The 16,521-nt window shown below is 62.2% G+C and carries 20 protein-coding genes and 1 tRNA gene; 13 read left to right on the top strand and 8 right to left on the bottom strand.

Going from position 1 to position 16,521, the window contains the following annotated elements; translation table 11 throughout:
• Window positions 1–201 precede the first annotated feature (201 nt).
• A complete protein-coding gene (locus G6N74_RS27910) occupies window positions 202–516 on the top strand; it encodes an antibiotic biosynthesis monooxygenase family protein (protein ID WP_165121262.1) in 315 nt (104 codons plus the stop codon).
• 39 nt (window positions 517–555) lie between these two features.
• Here G6N74_RS27910 and G6N74_RS27905 read toward each other — a convergent pair whose 3' ends face one another.
• The gene (locus G6N74_RS27905; protein WP_165121261.1) at window positions 556–2,190 is read right to left on the bottom strand and encodes an acyl-CoA synthetase; all 1,635 of its coding nucleotides are present in this window, start codon (window positions 2,188–2,190) and stop codon (window positions 556–558) included.
• Between the two features lie 164 nt (window positions 2,191–2,354).
• Here G6N74_RS27905 and G6N74_RS27900 point away from each other — a divergent pair, with 164 nt between their 5' ends.
• Window positions 2,355–2,573, top strand: coding sequence for an alkylphosphonate utilization protein (locus G6N74_RS27900; RefSeq protein WP_091910057.1), 219 nt, complete (start codon window positions 2,355–2,357; stop codon window positions 2,571–2,573).
• A gap of 19 nt (window positions 2,574–2,592) precedes the next feature.
• Here G6N74_RS27900 and G6N74_RS27895 read toward each other — a convergent pair whose 3' ends face one another.
• From G6N74_RS27895 to G6N74_RS27885, 3 genes are all read right to left on the bottom strand, one after another.
• Window positions 2,593–3,012, bottom strand: a complete 420-nt coding sequence (locus tag G6N74_RS27895; RefSeq protein ID WP_165121260.1) for a low affinity iron permease family protein — start codon at window positions 3,010–3,012, stop codon at window positions 2,593–2,595.
• A 197-nt stretch (window positions 3,013–3,209) separates the two neighbouring features.
• On the bottom strand, window positions 3,210–4,751 hold the full coding sequence (locus tag G6N74_RS27890; protein WP_165121259.1) for a calcium-binding protein: 1,542 nt from the start codon (window positions 4,749–4,751) through the stop codon (window positions 3,210–3,212).
• A gap of 239 nt (window positions 4,752–4,990) precedes the next feature.
• Window positions 4,991–5,075, bottom strand: a tRNA-Leu gene (locus tag G6N74_RS27885).
• A gap of 142 nt (window positions 5,076–5,217) precedes the next feature.
• On the opposite strand from G6N74_RS27885, the gene G6N74_RS27880 reads away from it, so the two are divergent.
• Both G6N74_RS27880 and G6N74_RS27875 read left to right on the top strand, forming a co-directional pair.
• The gene (locus G6N74_RS27880) at window positions 5,218–5,805 is read left to right on the top strand and encodes a YqaA family protein (protein ID WP_165121258.1); all 588 of its coding nucleotides are present in this window, start codon (window positions 5,218–5,220) and stop codon (window positions 5,803–5,805) included.
• 20 nt (window positions 5,806–5,825) lie between these two features.
• Window positions 5,826–6,344 (top strand): disulfide bond formation protein B, encoded by a 519-nt coding sequence (locus G6N74_RS27875; protein WP_165121257.1) that lies wholly within the window; start codon window positions 5,826–5,828, stop codon window positions 6,342–6,344.
• Window positions 6,345–6,587: 243 nt separating this feature from the next.
• Here the strand turns inward: G6N74_RS27875 and G6N74_RS27870 are convergent, their stop codons facing one another.
• On the bottom strand, window positions 6,588–7,145 hold the full coding sequence (locus tag G6N74_RS27870) for an HNH endonuclease (protein WP_165121256.1): 558 nt from the start codon (window positions 7,143–7,145) through the stop codon (window positions 6,588–6,590).
• A gap of 110 nt (window positions 7,146–7,255) precedes the next feature.
• Complete coding sequence (locus G6N74_RS27865; RefSeq protein WP_165121255.1) at window positions 7,256–7,915, bottom strand: DNA-3-methyladenine glycosylase family protein; 660 nt, start codon at window positions 7,913–7,915, stop codon at window positions 7,256–7,258.
• A 73-nt stretch (window positions 7,916–7,988) separates the two neighbouring features.
• On the opposite strand from G6N74_RS27865, the gene gluQRS reads away from it, so the two are divergent.
• A complete protein-coding gene (gene gluQRS / locus G6N74_RS27860) occupies window positions 7,989–8,876 on the top strand; it encodes a tRNA glutamyl-Q(34) synthetase GluQRS (RefSeq protein WP_312857937.1) in 888 nt (295 codons plus the stop codon).
• Window positions 8,877–8,884: 8 nt separating this feature from the next.
• Here gluQRS and G6N74_RS27855 read toward each other — a convergent pair whose 3' ends face one another.
• A complete protein-coding gene (locus G6N74_RS27855; RefSeq protein WP_165121254.1) occupies window positions 8,885–9,172 on the bottom strand; it encodes a hypothetical protein in 288 nt (95 codons plus the stop codon).
• A gap of 149 nt (window positions 9,173–9,321) precedes the next feature.
• Here G6N74_RS27855 and G6N74_RS27850 point away from each other — a divergent pair, with 149 nt between their 5' ends.
• The gene (locus G6N74_RS27850; RefSeq protein ID WP_165121253.1) at window positions 9,322–10,224 is read left to right on the top strand and encodes a DMT family transporter; all 903 of its coding nucleotides are present in this window, start codon (window positions 9,322–9,324) and stop codon (window positions 10,222–10,224) included.
• Here G6N74_RS27850 and G6N74_RS27845 read toward each other — a convergent pair.
• Complete coding sequence (locus G6N74_RS27845) at window positions 10,191–11,042, bottom strand: YihY/virulence factor BrkB family protein (RefSeq protein ID WP_246246014.1); 852 nt, start codon at window positions 11,040–11,042, stop codon at window positions 10,191–10,193. The genes G6N74_RS27850 and G6N74_RS27845 overlap by 34 nt on opposite strands.
• Window positions 11,043–11,109: 67 nt before the next feature.
• Between G6N74_RS27845 and G6N74_RS27840 the strand changes: the two genes are divergently transcribed.
• From G6N74_RS27840 to G6N74_RS27810, 7 genes are all read left to right on the top strand, one after another.
• On the top strand, window positions 11,110–11,976 hold the full coding sequence (locus tag G6N74_RS27840; RefSeq protein WP_165121251.1) for an SDR family oxidoreductase: 867 nt from the start codon (window positions 11,110–11,112) through the stop codon (window positions 11,974–11,976).
• 20 nt (window positions 11,977–11,996) lie between these two features.
• On the top strand, window positions 11,997–12,188 hold the full coding sequence (locus G6N74_RS27835; RefSeq protein ID WP_165121250.1) for a twin transmembrane helix small protein: 192 nt from the start codon (window positions 11,997–11,999) through the stop codon (window positions 12,186–12,188).
• Window positions 12,189–12,213: 25 nt separating this feature from the next.
• Entirely contained in the window at window positions 12,214–12,795 is a 582-nt protein-coding gene (locus G6N74_RS27830; protein ID WP_165121249.1) for a cob(I)yrinic acid a,c-diamide adenosyltransferase, read from the top strand.
• Window positions 12,796–12,825: 30 nt separating this feature from the next.
• Window positions 12,826–13,596, top strand: a complete 771-nt coding sequence (locus G6N74_RS27825) for a rhomboid family intramembrane serine protease (RefSeq protein WP_165121248.1) — start codon at window positions 12,826–12,828, stop codon at window positions 13,594–13,596.
• 211 nt (window positions 13,597–13,807) lie between these two features.
• The gene (locus G6N74_RS27820; protein ID WP_165121247.1) at window positions 13,808–14,554 is read left to right on the top strand and encodes an electron transfer flavoprotein subunit beta/FixA family protein; all 747 of its coding nucleotides are present in this window, start codon (window positions 13,808–13,810) and stop codon (window positions 14,552–14,554) included.
• Between the two features lie 24 nt (window positions 14,555–14,578).
• Complete coding sequence (locus G6N74_RS27815) at window positions 14,579–15,508, top strand: electron transfer flavoprotein subunit alpha/FixB family protein (protein ID WP_165121246.1); 930 nt, start codon at window positions 14,579–14,581, stop codon at window positions 15,506–15,508.
• A 116-nt stretch (window positions 15,509–15,624) separates the two neighbouring features.
• Window positions 15,625–16,506, top strand: coding sequence for a 3-hydroxybutyryl-CoA dehydrogenase (locus G6N74_RS27810; protein ID WP_165121245.1), 882 nt, complete (start codon window positions 15,625–15,627; stop codon window positions 16,504–16,506).
• Window positions 16,507–16,521: the final 15 nt, after the last annotated feature.

The raw sequence follows: 16,521 nt of genomic DNA, 5'->3' as shown, positions 1-16,521 counted from the left end.
CGGTGATAAAAAGCCGGTGTCGAAAAGGACCTGGAGCGGCAAAAGGTAAGCCCGCTCCCTTCCGCAATCCGGAAGCTCCGTTTCCGCCCCATGCGGAAACCCACGGCAAGCAGGCGCGCGCTTATGCGCGCCGGCTTGGCGTGTCAGGGGTCTCTGCTCGATCAGCACTCCTTCGCCAGGCATTACCCGAAGGAGAAACCAATGCCCATCATTCGTGCCGACAGCGGCATCATCACCCAGATCAACATGTTCATCGTGCCGGACGGCGGCCAGCAGCCATTGATCGACCTTTTGCAGGAAGCAGCAGAAAGTTGCCGGACGGTTCCCGGCTGGATCTCGGCCAGCCTTCACCGCAGTCTCGATGGCCGGCGCGTGGTCAATTATGCCCAGGCCCGTGACCAGCTCGCCATGCGGCGCGTGTTCGAGCACCTGCTTTCGAGCGGCTTTCTCGAGCGCAACAAGGCGCTCGGGGAGGCCCATCCCGGCCTCTACGAAGTAGCCTGCACGGTGGAATGAAGGAGCAAGCTGGCAGGCCGGAGCTTCCGGCCTGCCTGTTCAACGCCCCGTTTCGCGCTTGGCCCTGTCGCGAAAAATGCGGCGGATGACCTTGCCGGTGGTGGTCAGCGGCATGGAATCGACGAATTCCACCTCGCGCGGATATTCATGCGCCGAGAGCCTTTCGCGCACCCACAGCTTGATCTCGTCACCAAGTGCTGCATCGCCGACGAAGCCGTCCTTCAGGACGACATAGGCCTTGACGATCTCGGTGCGCAGCGCGTCCGGCTTGCCGACGGCGGCAGCCAGCGCGACAGCTGGGTGACCGGTCAGGCAATCCTCGATCTCGCCGGGACCGATGCGGAAACCGGCCGAGGTGATGACATCGTCGTCGCGTCCGAAGAACTGGAAATAGCCATCGCCATCCTCGATGCCCTGGTCGCCGGTGGTCATCCAGTCGCCGATGAATTTCTTCGCGGTCGCCTCCGGGCTGCGCCAATATTCCAGGAACATCACCGGATCGGGCCGCCGGATCGCGATCTGGCCGACCTCGCCGGGCTTCATCCGCCGCCCTTCGGCGTCGATGATCGCGACCTCGTGCCCCGGAACCGGCTTGCCGATCGCCCCGCCCCGGCTAACGCCGAGTGCCGCGCAGGAGGACAGCACGAGATTGCACTCGGTCTGGCCGTAGAATTCGTTGACCGTCAGGCCGAACTCCGCCCGCGCCCAGTCATAGGTCTCGCGGCCGAGCGATTCTCCCGCCGACCCGACGCTGCGAAGCATGAGCCGGAAGCGCTTGCGGATGTCCTCCACGCTCTTCAGCATGCGCAGTGCTGTCGGCGGTATGAAAGCTGTGCGCACGCCCATCTTCTCGACAAGGCCGAGGGCAGCTTCGGGATCGAACTTTTCAAAGCGGGCGGAAACCACGGGCACGCCGAAATAGAGCGAAGGCAAAAGCGCGTTGAGCAAGCCGCCGGCCCAGGCCCAGTCCGCCGGCGTCCACATCAGGTCGCCGGGCTGCGGCAGGAATTCATAGGCCGTCTGCACGCCCGGCAGATGGCCGAGAAGCACGCGGTGCCCATGCAGCGCGCCTTTCGGTGGGCCGGTCGTGCCGGAGGTGAAGATCATCATCGCCGGATCGTCCGGCGTGGTGTCCTCGGCAATGAAGGAAGACGGATGGTCGGCAACGATGCGGTGAAAATCGCGAACGCCGCCTTGCGCGCCATCAATGGAAACGACCGCTTCCAGATCAGTCAGGCGGCTGCCGATCTTTGCGAGCTTTGCAGTGCCGCTCGAATTGGTCACCACCGCCTTCACGCCGGCGGTCTGCAGCCGGTATTCCAGCGCCTCGACGCCGAACAGCAGCGCCAGCGGCACGGCGATGGCGCCGAGCTTATAGATCGCGATATGAGCAATGACCGTCTCGAAAGACTGCGGCAGAAGCAGCGCCACCCGGTCGCCGCGCCGAACGCCAAGCGCGCGCAGGCCGTTGGCGAAACTGTTGGATCTCGCGGCGAGTTCACCATAGGTGAGCTTCTCGGCTTCGCCGTCGGCGCGATAATCGAGAAGTGCCACGCGATCCGGCTCGCGCGCCGCCCAATGATCGGAGACGGCAGTACCGATGTTGAAGCCTTGCGGAATCCGCCAGCGAAAATCGCGGTAGAGACTTTGATAGTCGTCGCGCCGTTCGAGCATGGACCGTGGATGAACCCTGAAATCATCGCCGGATGGAGCGACCGGTGGCAGATACCGCGCCAGGAGCCGCGCCGTCAATCGACGCCGGCGATCATGCCATGTTGCGCGCGGTGCCCGTGCCCATTACTGGGACGCTGACATATGAAGCGCGGAAGGGAAATTTCATGGCCGACGTGGTGAAGGACAGCAACGGCAATGTGCTGAAGGATGGCGATTCCGTCACGCTGATCAAGGACCTGAAGGTCAAGGGCACGTCGGTGACGCTGAAGCGCGGGACGATGGTCCGCAACATCCGACTGACGGACGACGCCGAAGAGATCGAATGCAACGCCGAGAAGGTCAAGGGACTGGTGCTGAAGACGGCCTTTCTCAAGAAGGCCTGAACGGGATACCGGCAGCAGCCTACTTCGCAGCCTTGGCCGTTTGCTTCGCCACCGCGCGATTTGCCCGGTCGGCAGCACGATCCGCCCGCTTGGCCGCCTGCTCGCATTTCAGCCGAAAATCCTCGACTTCTTCCTCGGTGAGATGCTCGATGCCGATGAACTTGTTTTCGCCCTCGCTGACGCGGATGAGTTCGTCGAGCTTGGCCTGGATCGCGGCGCCGTCGCGGTTCTGCGTGTTCTGGATGAGGAACACCATCAGGAACGTCACGATGGTCGTTCCGGTGTTGATGACCAACTGCCACGTATCGGAGAAGCCGAGAAACGGGCCGGTGGCCGCCCAGACGACGATGATGGCGCAACAGCCGACGAAGGTTGCCGGCATGCCGGCTGCATGCGCAACCTTGTTGGCAGCGCTGGTGAACATCTTGTTGAACGACATGGCTTGAAATTTCCCGGCGACGAAACGCGCACCGGCTCTCAATGTCGGCCGGGCGCGGTAGAAACGGCGATGGGATCAGGATTGTTCCGCCGCAGGCCGACAGATGGCTTTGGCGCATAGGCACGAGAGTGGGATGGGGACACGGAGCCGCCGCCGCAGGAACTGCAACAACGGCTCCGGCAGGCCCCCGCCCGCAATCAAACCACGAAGAAATCCGCGTTCGTCAGAGTGAGGTTGGGCGTGATGGTCGCGAACTGAACCGCGGCAGCCCCCCCCAAACCATCTTTGTCGAACAGCAAGGCACCGGTCGTCTTGTTGTAGATGATGCGGTCATTGGCATCGGCCGCCGCAGAACCGGTATGGAAAGCAGCAGCCGTCAGCGTTCCGGCAGCCAGGCCGGTGAAAATCGCATTTTCCAGCCGGATCGTGTCGGCAGCCACGTTGAAGTCGGTGATCGTGTCCTTGTTGGTTGACGCGTTCAGCGCCGTGCTAAAGAAGAATGTGTCGCTGCCGGCACCGCCGGTGAGGGTGTCATTGCCGAGCCCACCATTGAGAATATTGTTGCCCCCGTTGCCGACGATCGTGTTCGCCGACGCATTGCCTGTACCCGAGATTGCCCCGGTTCCGGTCAGGGTCAGGTTCTCCACCGTGCCTTTCACCTGGGTCGTATTGGCAAGGCTGAAGGAGATTGACGACAGCACCCTGTCGGTGCCGCTTCCGCCGTCCGAAAGCTCGTCGACGATGTCGCCGGCATTGTCGACATAATAGGTATCGTTGCCCGTTCCGCCCTTCATCGTGTCGGCGCCAGCCATGCCGTTGAGCGAGTCATTGCCGGCTTCGCCCCGAAGCACATTGCTGACCGCATTGCCGACGAGCACGTCGCTGACGGCGGTACCCCGAACGTTTTCGATGTTGAGAAGCGTGTCCTGCTTGCCGAAGCCGTCGATGGCAACGCCGGTCGTCAGGTTGACGTTCACGCCGGCATTGCCGCCCCAATTGGCGTCGCGATGGTAACGGACCTCATCGATGCCGCCACCGCCATCGATGCGGTCGCGGCCGTTCATGCCCATGAACTGCTCACTGGCCGCCGAGCCAAGCATGACATCGGCGAACTGGCTTCCGCGGAAGGATTCGATGCTGGTAAAGCTTTCGCTATTGCCCCACTGATCCACCGCGATACGCGTCACCGCGTTGATATTGACGCCACGGAGCGCTGTCGTTTCATATTCGGCGAAGCTGATCTGGTCGTAGCCATTGCCGCCGTTGTACGTATCCTTGCCGGCCCCGCCGACGAGAAAGTCGTCGCCGTCGCCGCCATTGAGCGTGTCGTTTCCTGCGTGGCCATAGAGATCGTCATGGCCTGCAGAGCCATTGATCGTGTCGTTGCCGCTCATCAGCCAGGCATTGAGATCCCAGCCGCTGAAGGTCTCGGCTGCGTCGTAGACATCCGCAAACGGGCGATTGATCCCGGACAGTGTCTGGAGGACTGTCGTGCCGTTGCTCTGCAGCAACTGTGACGAGGTCAGCGTACCGCCGGTGACATGGCCCTGGGCATCATAGGTGAAGCCGGTGCCAATGAGCTTGATCTTGAGGCCGTTTTCCATTTGCAGCACCCGCTGCGTGGCCGATGATGACACGACCGTGGCGTTGTTCAGATTGACCAGCTCGCCTATGCTGGGATTGTAGTCGAGGCCCAGCGGGTAGATCCCGCCTGGAAAACTCACCGTCAAAGTAGCCATAGAAATCTCCCGCGTTGCGCTACCAACATGGGAAGTCAATTCCGCCGGTAAGGCCGCGAGGAAAGGCACCGCCGGCGAACGACGATGCATTCCGTCTCAGTGTTTCAGGCAGACGCTCCCCGCGTTGCATGCGCGGAGATTGCCGTAAAGCGGCGAGGCCCGATACCCCCAAATGGGGTGGACGCCAACGGCCGCCGCATAGTTCAAACGATTGAGATCGCGATACGACTTTCAGTCGATGGTGCCCCCTGCCGGGATCGAACCAGCACTCCTCTCGGAACCTGATTTTGAGTCAGGCGCGTCTACCAATTCCGCCAAGGGGGCCCGGCCCTTTCGGGTGGACGGCTGCGGACTATACGGTGCGACCCCGTGTCGTCAACTGCCCCCTGTCGATTTCGTGAAGGAACCGCCATTGTGCGGCCATAGAAATCTTTCTAGACAGAGCCACCCACCAACGGAATCTTTCATGCTTCGCAGACTCTACGACTGGACCCTGTCGCTGGCCGCGCGCAAATCCGCCGAATGGTGGCTCGCCTTCATCGCCTTCGTCGAAAGCTCGATCTTCCTGGTTCCGGCAGACGTGCTCTACCTGCCGATGGCGCTTTCGCGGCCCGAACGCGCCTATCGCTATGCCTTGATAGCCACGATAGCGTCGGTGCTCGGCGGTATCGCCGGCTGGTATATCGGCTATTACGCCTATGAAAGCGTCGCCAAGCCGGTGCTGGAATTCTATGGCAAGTTCGACGAGTTCGAGGCCCTGCGCACCGGTTCGGGCATGGGCTTCATCCTGCTCATGCTGGTCACTTCCGGGCTTGCGCACCTGCCGCCGATCAAGGTGGTGACGATCCTGGCCGGCGTTATGCATGTCGACATCTGGCTGTTCATCGTCTCGGCGATCATCGCGCGCGGGGCGCGCTTCTTCTTCCTCGCCTGGCTGCTGCGCCGCTATGGCGAGCCGATCCGCGAGTTCATCGAAAAGCGGCTCGGGCTCATCGCCGGCGCTGGTGCCGGCGCAGTCATCCTGCTCTATATCGTGATCAAATACGCTCTCTGACGCCGAAACGGATCCTGACCATGTCGCGCACCCTCACCCAGCCCACCAGCAGCGTCCAGACCGCGACCGCGCTCATCCTTCTCGTCGGCATGGCGGCGGTGGTCGGCTCGGCACTCGGCTTCGAGCATCTCGGCGGCTACATGCCCTGCAAGCTCTGCCTCGAGCAGCGCACGCCCTATTATGTCGGCGTGCCGCTGATGGCGATTGCGGCGCTGTCATCCGCCCTGCATTTGCCTGCGGTGATCACGCGCGGCCTGCTGCTCATCGGCGGGCTGCTGATGGCTTACGGGCTTTACCTCAGCGTCTATCATTCCGGCGTCGAATGGGCCTGGTGGGCCGGCCCGACCGATTGCGGCGCGGTTTCCGCCCCTGTAACCGGAGGAACCGGCGGCGTGCTCGATTCGCTCAACACCGTCATCCCGCCGTCCTGCGACAAGGCCGCGCTGCGCATCCTCGGCCTGTCGCTTGCCGGCTGGAATGCCATCGCCAGCCTGGTGCTGACGATTATCGCGTTTCGTGGTGCGACTGGGAAGGCGTGAGCGACAACAAATAGCCCAGCGCTACAGATACCATTTGACTGATTCCGCTCTACGTTGCCCCCCTCTGGCCTGCCGGCCATCTCCCCCACAGGTGGGGAGATCAGCAGCTTAGCTCGTCACGCATATTCTGAGACGTTGAAGGTCGGCGAAAGTCGCGATGAAAGCTAATCTCCCCACCTGTGGGGGAGATGGCCGGCAGGCCAGAGGGGGGCAACGTAGAGCGATCTCCAACCCGAAAGTGCTTTACGGCTCCAGCTCGACATCCCAGTACAGATAATCCATCCAGCTTTCGTGCAGATAGTTGGGTGGAAACATCCGGCCGTTGTTGTGCAGATCGTGCACGGTCGGGGGATACGGCTTCTGCATCGGCCACATCTTGGCGTGGGCCGGCATCATGCCGCCCTTGCGCAAATTGCAGGGCGAACAGGCCGCAACGACGTTTTCCCAGGTCGTGGCGCCACCGCGATGGCGGGGGATGACGTGATCGAAGGTCAGGTCCTCGGGCGTGCCGCAATACTGACACTGGAAGCGGTCGCGCAGGAACACGTTGAAGCGCGTGAACGCCGGATGGCGCGACGGCTTGACGTAGCTTTTCAGGCTGACGACGCTCGGCAGCTTCATCGAGAAGGACGGCGACGACACCGAATGCTCGTATTCGGCAACGATGTTCACCCGGTCGAGGAAGACAGCCTTGATGGCGTCCTGCCACGACCAGAGCGACAAGGGGTAATAGCTGAGCGGGCGGTAATCCGCGTTCAGCACCAGCGCTGGAAGCCCATCCGGAGATACGGCAACCGTCACGTCTAAACCTCCTTGCTCATCGAACCGTTCGGCGCGGATACTGTAAGCCCGAGATGACAGGGATGTGAAGCGGTTTCGCTGTCATCTACAGCCCCAAAAAACCATATATTTCAGGCTTTTTTTGGCATATCCACCTGTGGTGCAGCGTCACGACCTCGTGTTTCGCGGTAGTAGGACCAAAAAAGCCGTGCCGCGACCCCTCTCCAGGGTGCCCATGATTCGGCCAGGGCGATGAGCGCTTTCTCGCCCGGACGGGGGTCGACGCCGAGCGCCTGCCCCACCGCCGTCTGCAAGGCGACGTCGCGCGCCGGGAAGATGTCGGGGTGCCCGGCCGAGAACAGGAGATAGACTTCCGCCGTCCAGGGGCCGATGCCGGACACCGCCGTCATGTGGCCGATCGCCTCCTGCGCATCGAGCCCGCAGAGGTGGTGCAAGTCGAGCCCATCACGTACGGCTTGCGAAATGGCGAGCAGCGTTCGCTGCTTGGGCCGCGACAGGCCGGCCTCGCGAAACATTTCCTCGCCGGCATCGAGCAGCGCCTGCGGCGTCAGCGGGTCGACCAGCTTTACCAGCCGTCCGAAGATCGCGTCGGCGCTTGCCCGCGACACCTGCTGCGAAACGATGATCGAGGCCAGACTGACAAAGCCCGGCTCCGACAGCCGCAGCGGCACCTCGCCGGCCATGGCGCGCACGGCGGTCAGGCGCGGGTCGATGATGCAAAGCGCGTCGAGCCCGTCGGCAATGTCGTCAAGCGAGGTGATGCGTCGCATGGTTTTTCTTGTTCCTTATGGCGCGGCAAAGTAGCAATCGGGCAATGACCCGTTCAATCCGAATTCCGCTGCCGTGACCAACACTCCTGCCATCCCGGTCTTTCGCTTCGCGCCGAGCTCGAATGGCGAGCTTCATCTCGGCCATGCCTATTCGGCGCTGTTGAATGCGAAACTGGCCAAGGCCCAGAGCGGACGCCTGCTGCTGCGCATCGAGGATATCGACACGACCCGCTGTACGCCCGAATTCGAGGCCAGCATTTTTCGCGATCTTTCGTGGCTGGGCCTGAAGTGGGAAGAGCCAGTGCGACGGCAATCCGAACATTTCGCCGAGTACGACGCGTTGCTGCAAAGGCTGATCCGCGAGGAACTCGTCTATCCCGCTTTCATGAGCCGGGGCGAAATCCGCGCCTATATCGCAGATAGCGAGAAGCGCGGGCGCGACTGGCCGCGCGACCCGGACGGCGCGCCGCTCTATCCGGCGCTGGATAAGGCGCTTTCGCCATCGGAGCGCAGGCGACGCATCGACGATGGCGCTCCTTTCGCCTGGCGGCTGGACACCGACGCGGCAATCGCGCGTCTGGCCGAACCCCTGTCGTGGACCGAATTCGCCGACGAGACGCTGAGCGCCGCAAACGAGATCGAAGCCCGTCCTCAGGACTGGGGCGATGTCATCGTCGCGCGCAAGGAAATCCCGACCAGCTATCATCTGTCGGTTGTGGCGGACGATGCGCTGCAGGGCGTCACCCATGTCGTGCGCGGCCGTGACCTCTATGCCGCGACCGGCATCCAGCGCCTGTTGCAGCACCTGCTCGGCCTGCCCGCGCCCGTCTATTTCCATCACCGCCTGATCCCCGGGCCGGACGGGCGAAAACTGTCGAAAAGCCTTGGCGATACCGGGCTGGCGACGCTCAGGGAAAACGGCACGACGCCCGCCGAGGTACGGCGTCTCGTCGGCTTTTGACCGAAAAGTCAGATACGGGAAATGCCGGCCTTCAGCAGCGCTAGCACGGCAATCACGATGAAGGCGCCGCTCAAGCCCGCTGCCACGGCCTGGGTCAGGTCGCGCAGGCTGATACCCCACGAATTGACCAGAACGATCGCAGCGAAGAATCCACCGGTGAAGATGACCATGTTGCCGATAGGCCCGAAGCCGTCATCGCGCATGATTGCGTCGAGGGCCGCACCGAAGAAAAGGGCCATGACGGTAACGGCGGCAAAGGCCATCATCAGCCAGCCCGGTTCGAGATTCCAAAGCATGCAGCGCCCCTCCAGAAGGCGACCGTGCATGTCCCTTGAACCCCACCCGGTTCAACGCTCCTGAAACTATGGATCAACCGTTTCACTTTGCTTGCCCGAATGATTCGCATTAGAGCGATCTCACCGACAAACGGACCCAGCCCGCCGAAATGCCCCTGCTCAAGCGGTTCATACCCGCCACCTTCGTCCTTTTGTGGTCCACCGGCTTCATCGGCGCGCGCTACGCCATGCCCTGGGCGGAGCCGTTTACGTTCCTGGCCGCGCGCTTCGTGATCGCCTTCGTCATTCTCGGCGCATTGATGGCGATTCTCGGCGCACGCGGGATGGACCGCCGCGCGGCGCTGCATGCGGCAACTGCCGGCGCGCTGATACATGGCGTCTATCTCGGCGGTGTCTTCTGGGCGATCCACCAGGGCCTGCCGGCGGGGCTTGCGGCCCTCATCGCCAGCCTGCAGCCGCTGGTCACCGCGCTCTTTGCCGGAAAGCTTCTCGGCGAGGAAATCCGCCCGCGCCACTGGATCGGCCTGGCAGTCGGCTTTGTCGGCGTCATAGTCGTTTTGTCGCCGAAACTCGGCACGCTCGGCGGTGGCGTGACATGGCAGACGCTGACAGCCGCCACCGTCGGCATGGCCGCGATCACCGCCGGCACGATCTGGCAGAAGCGCTTCGTCACCGGCGGCGATCTGGTGACGGGCACGTTCTATCAGTATGTCGGCGGGGCAGTGGTGATGCTGCTCGCCTCGCTCGCCTTCGAGACGCACACGGTGACGATAAACGGCGAACTGATCTTCGCCATGGCATGGCTGGTGCTTGTGCTGTCGATCGGCGCGGTGTTCCTGCTGATGATAATGATCCGCGACGGCGAGATGTCGAAAGTATCATCGCTGTTCTATCTCGTGCCGGCGGTCACCGCGATCATGGCCTGGGCGCTGTTCGGCGAGCAACTGACGCTGGTGCAGCTTGCCGGCATGGCGCTGGCGACCTTCGGCGTCGGGCTGGCCACGGCCAACCCCAAGGCTCAGGCGGTGACCCGCGCCCGTGCTTCCAGATAACGTGTGATCGACGCGTTCAACTCGCCGCCAAGGATGAAGATCGCCGAGACGATGTAGAGGAAGACCACCGCGATCATGATCGAGGCGAGGCCGGCGTAGGTCGTCACATAGGATGAGAAATTGTCGAGATAGGTGGCGAACACCGTTGAACCGACCAGCCAGGCCACCAGCGTGAAAATGATGCCCGGCACGATGGTGACGAAGCGGCGCTTGCCCGCCGGCAGCCAGAAATGCACCGCGACCAGACCGAGCACGATCACTGTTGAAGCAATCACGAACCGCCACAGTGTGATGGTGCCCATATAGGGTTCGATCCAGACGAAATTCGCCCGCAGCAGCCTCGATAGCAGCGGCGCGAGGACCAACAGCACGCTGATGGCGACGAAGCCGATCGTGGCTATCAGCACGAACAGCAGGCTCTGGAGGCGCCGATAGATGAAGGTTCGCGTTTCGGTGACGCGGTAGGCGCGGTTGAGCGAGGTGCGCAGCGCCTCGATGCCGTTGGAGGCGAAGAAGGCGGCCAGCACCACACCATAGGTGAGAAGGTCGGTGCGCTGTACCGTCAGCACATTGACCACCTCGCGCGCGATGGGTGCGGCGATCTGCTCGGGCCATGTGTCGAAGACGAGATGCACCGCGGTTTCCGAAAACGCCTGCGCGCCGAGGAAACTCGCCAGCGTGGTGGCGAAGATGAGGAACGGAAACAGCGCCATAAGAGCCGAGATCGCCAGATGACTGGCCATAGACCAGCCGTCATCATAGTTGAAATGGCCGAGCGCGTCATAAAGCACACGCTTGATCGCAACGATCTTCCTCAACGTGCCTGCATCCGCGCTTTTCCCTCGATTGTGTCCCGGCCGCGAATATGGGAAGGGTTTGCCGCAAATGGCAAGTGATGGTGGAACAACGACCGCGCCAGCGCAAAAGTTGCGCACGATTATCGTAACCGGCGCCTCCTCGGGCATCGGAGCTCATTGCGCACGCGCCTTGAAGGCCGATGGATGGCGGGTTTTTGCCACGGCGCGAAAACTCGAAGACATCGCCGCACTCGAGGCTGAGGGCCTTGAGGCTTTCTATCTCGACTATCGCGAAGCTGATTCGATCTCAGCACTCGTCGCGGCTGTGCTGGAACGCACCGGCGGCACGCTCGACGCGCTTTTCAACAACGGCGCACATGCCCAGGCAGGTGCCGTCGAGGATTTGCCGGTCGAGGCACTGCGCGAGCAGTTCGAGGCCAATTTCTTCGGCTGGCACGATCTGACCCGGCGTATCGTGCCCGTCATGCGTGCGCAAGGTCACGGCCGCATCGTCCATTGCTCGTCGATCCTAGGCCTGACGCCGGTCAAATGGCGCGGCGCCTATGCCGCTTCCAAGCACGCTCTGGAAGGGCTGATGCTGTGCATGCGGGCCGAGCTGCAAGGCTCGGGTATCGAGGTGTCACTGATCGAGCCCGGCCCAATCGAATCGAAGATCGCTTCCAATGGGCTGGCATGGTTCCTGAAAAACATCGATCACGAGAACTCGGTGCACCGCAGGGACTATGAAGGCCAGCTGGCACGCCTGCGCGCCGGCGGTTCCAAGTCGCGGCTAAAGCTCAAGCCGGACGCGGTTTATGCGGTATTGCGCCACGCCCTCCTATCGCCGAAACCGAGACCGCATTATGTGGTGACGACGCCGGCTAAAATCGGCGTTATCCTGAAACGTATCCTGCCCGCTTCGCTGTTCTACCGCGTGCTCGCGTCGCAGGCCTGAAAAACGAAGCTGGAAATCCAATGGCAACCGTTTTCAACATCCTCGCCGTCGTGGTCATGGTCATCGTGGTGATCGTGCTGATCCGCGGCCTCGCCAACATGATGCGCGGCGGCTCCAGCACCACCTCGAACAAGCTGATGCAGGCGCGCGTGCTCCTGCAGTTCATCGCGCTCGTTCTCATCCTGCTGGCGGTCTACTTCAACCGCAGCTGATTTTTCGACCAACGGGGGGAGCCAGATGGTCAAGCTCAACAAGATCTACACCCGCACCGGCGACGACGGCACCACCGGCCTCGGCACCGGCGAACGCCGGCTGAAATCGGATACGCGTGTCGACGCCTATGGCACGGTCGACGAGGCCAATGCTTGCATCGGCCTGGCGCGCGTGCATACGGCCCCCGAGCACCCCGATATCGACGCCATGCTCGCCCGCATCCAGAACGATCTGTTCGACCTCGGCGCCGACCTCGCCACACCCGACGACGGCAAGCCGCTCGGCTATGAGGCGCTGCGCATCATCGCCTCGCAGGTGGAGCGGGTGGAGGCAGACATCGACCTCCTGAACAAGGACCTGCAGCCGTTGCGCTCCTTCGTGCTGTCTGGCGGATCGCCGGCAGCCGCAGCCCTTCATCTGGCGCGCACAGTGGCCCGGCGCGCCGAACGCATCATGGTGGCGCTGGCGCAGGACCCGGCCGAGCACGTCAATCGCGACGGCATCAAATACATCAACCGCGTCTCGGATTTCCTGTTCGTTGCCGCCCGTGTCGTCAATGACAACGGAAATGCCGATGTGCTATGGGTGCCGGGCAAGAACAGGTGACAATTCAGTGAAGGGGCGGAAGAAACCGCGATGTTCATTCCGCTGCACGATGCCAACAGCCTCAAATACATCAAGCATCAATATGTGACGATCGGGCTGATTGTAGCCAACATCATCGTCTACCTGTTTACGGCCTTTGAAAGCGAGCAGGCAGCGCAGGCCACAGTGCTTGGCCTCGGCTACATACCCTCCGTATCCTTCGGGCTGGCCGAACTGCCGCCCGGCTACGCGCTGGTGCCGGAGCCGCTGACCTATGTCACCTATGCCTTCCTGCATGGCGACATCTTCCATCTCGGCGGCAACATGCTGTTTCTCTGGGTGTTCGGCGACAATGTCGAGGATGCGCTCGGCCACATCAAATATCTGATCTTTTATCTGCTGTGCGCAATCTCGGGTGCCGTTGTGCATGGCTTGATAGCGCCGGACTCGCAGATGCCGCTGATCGGGGCGTCGGGTGCCATCGCTGGCATCGTCGCTGCCTATCTCATTTTGCATCCGCGCGTGAAGGTCTGGATACTGGCCTTCGCCCGTATCCCGTTGCGCATTCCCGCCTATATCACCCTCGGTCTGTGGATCATTTTCCAGTTTTCCATGCTGGCTTTAGGCGGCGAAGACCAGATTTCCTGGGCCTGCCATGCCGGCGGCATCATCGCCGGCGCAATACTGGTTCTGATCCTGCGCCGGCGCGGTGTGCCGATCCTCGACAGGGAGATCGTGACGCCGCGCGCGGTCAAGGTCGAGCAGCCAAGTGCGGTTGCCCCCGTCGAGACACAACCGGCATCGCGTTGGGGCCGGCAGTAAATCGCTCGAATTCAACCGATTTGGGTTCGTCGCGTATATTGACGTGCATTCGGTGGCTAACTAGGGTCCGCCCGCTTGCGGAAGCCTAGTTGCCACCGGAAGTGCGCATAGGGATTTCCGTTTTCTGGTCCATTATGTCGCCATTCGACAAATGGACGGGGCCTCGCTCTGCTAGAGAGCGCTCCAAAGTCATCAGAGAGGTGAAAAGCACATGAAAGTTCTCGTGCCCGTTAAGCGGGTTGTCGACTACAACGTGAAGATCCGAGTGAAGTCGGACGGCTCGGGTGTCGAGCTTGCGAATGTGAAGATGTCGATGAACCCGTTCGACGAGATCGCGGTTGAAGAGGCGATCCGCCTGAAGGAAGCCGGCAAGGTCGAGGAGATCATCGTGGTCTCGATCGGACCCCAGCAGGCACAGGAAACGCTTCGCACCGCTTTGGCCATGGGCGCTGACCGCGCCATCCTGGTCAAGGTCGACGGCGAAGTCGAGCCGCTTGGCGTTGCCAAGGTTCTGAAGGGCGTTGTCGAGGCCGAACAGCCGGGTCTTGTAATCCTCGGCAAGCAGGCGATCGACGACGACGCCAACCAGACCGGCCAGATGCTTTCGGCGCTGCTCGGCTGGAGCCAGGGCACGTTTGCTTCCAAGGTCGAGATTGCCGGCGAAAAGGCCAAGGTGACGCGCGAAGTCGACGGCGGCTTGCAGACGGTGGAGCTGAAGCTTCCGGCGATCGTGACGACGGACCTGCGCCTCAACCAGCCGCGCTATGCCTCGCTGCCCAACATCATGAAGGCCAAGAAGAAGCCGCTGGACGAAAAGACCGCCGCCGATTTCGGCGCCGATGTCACGCCGCGCCTCAAGGTCGTCAAGACCGAGGAGCCGGGTGGCCGCAAGGCTGGCGTCAAGGTCAAGGACGTGGCGGAACTCGTTTCCAGCCTCAAGTCCGCCGGCGTGATCTGAGTTCGGAAGGAAAGGGAAACAAAAATGGCAATTCTCCTCATCGCCGAACATGACAATGCATCGCTGTCGGACCAGACCGCCAAGACGCTGTCGGCAGCCCTGAAGATCGGCTCGGACGTCGATGTCCTGGTCGCCGGCAAGGGCGCCAAGGCAGCGGCAGATGCCGCCGCCAAGCTGAAGGGCGTGCGCAAGGTCCTGCTGGTCGAGGCCGACGAACTCGAGCAGCGCCTCGCCGAGCCGCTGGCCGCGACCGTCGTTTCGCTTGCAGGTTCCTACGACACGATCATCGCGCCGGCCACCGCCAGCGGCAAGAACGTCTCGCCGCGCATCGCAGCGCTTCTGGACGTCGCCCAGATCTCGGAAATCATCGAGGTCGTTTCGGCCGACACCTTCAAGCGCCCGATCTATGCCGGCAACGCCATTCAGACGGTGCAGTCTACCGACGCCAAGAAGGTCATCACCGTACGTACCGCTTCCTTCCAGGCAGCGGGCGAAGGTGGCTCGGCTGCGGTCGAGACGACAAAGGCAGCAGCCAATCCCGGTCTGTCGACCTTTGTCGAGAACAGGCTTTCGGACAATGACCGTCCGGAACTGACCTCGGCCAAGATCATCATCTCGGGCGGCCGCGCGCTCGGCTCGGCGGAGAAGTTCCAGGAAGTCATCCTGCCCGTCGCCGACAAGCTCGGTGCCGCCGTCGGTGCTTCCCGCGCTGCCGTCGATGCCGGCTATGCGCCGAACGACTGGCAGGTCGGCCAGACCGGCAAGGTGGTCGCACCCGACCTCTACATCGCCGTCGGCATCTCCGGTGCGATCCAGCATCTGGCCGGCATGAAGGACTCGAAGGTCATCGTCGCCATCAACAAGGACGAAGAAGCCCCGATATTCCAGGTCGCCGACTACGGCCTCGTCGGTGACCTCTTCACCATCCTGCCGGAACTCGAAAAGGCGCTTTGACTTTAGAACGGGTAGCGCACAAAATCACGGGAGCGGGGTAGACGAAGTCTCCCCGCTCTTTTAGTTTGCACTGCACAAAAGACGAGCCAAAAAGGCTCCATGACGGGATCAGTGTAATGAGTGTTACCATCGAGACGATCGGCATCATCGGCGCAGGCCAGATGGGCAGCGGCATAGCCCATGTCTCGGCCCTGTCGGGCTACAAGGTGCTACTCTACGATATTTCCGGCGACAACATCCAGAAGGGCATCGCCACGATCAGCGGCAATCTCGCCCGTCAGGTCGCCGGCGGAAAGCTTGATGACAAGGTTCGGCAGGCAGCGCTGGGACGCATCGAAGCAGCGCCCACCATGGCCGACCTCGCAAGCGCCGATCTCGTCATCGAGGCGGCCACCGAGGATGAGACCGTCAAGCGCAAGATTTATGCGCAGCTTTGCCCGCAGCTCAACCCGGAAGCGATCCTCGCCACCAACACCTCCTCGATCTCGATCACAAGGCTGGCCGCCCAGACCGACCGGCCGGAGCGTTTCATCGGCATCCACTTCATGAACCCGGTGCCGGTGATGAAGCTGGTCGAGCTGGTGCGCGGCATCGCCACCGAGAACGAGACGTTCGAGGCCGCCAAGGAATTCGTCCACAAGCTCGACAAGACGACCACCGTCTCCGAGGATTTTCCGGCCTTCATCGTCAATCGCATCCTCTTGCCGATGATCAACGAGGCGATCTACACGCTCTATGAAGGCGTCGGTTCGGTCGACGCGATCGACACGGCCATGAAGCTCGGCGCCAATCATCCGATGGGCCCGCTGCAGCTAGCCGATTTCATCGGCCTCGACACCTGCCTGTCGATCATGCAGGTGCTGCATGACGGGCTGTCGGACTCGAAATATCGCCCCTGCCCGCTGCTGGTGAAATATGTCGAAGCCGGCTGGCTCGGCCGCAAGACCGGACGCGGATTCTACGACTATCGCGGCGAACACCCGGTGCCGACGCGCTGAGGTGAAGGGGACAGT

The organism is Mesorhizobium zhangyense (assembly GCF_011045115.1).
Taxonomy (GTDB): domain Bacteria; phylum Pseudomonadota; class Alphaproteobacteria; order Rhizobiales; family Rhizobiaceae; genus Mesorhizobium_M; species Mesorhizobium_M zhangyense.
The sequence above is the reverse complement of the archived record's forward strand: the minus strand, read 5'-3'. Positions and strand labels throughout refer to the sequence as shown.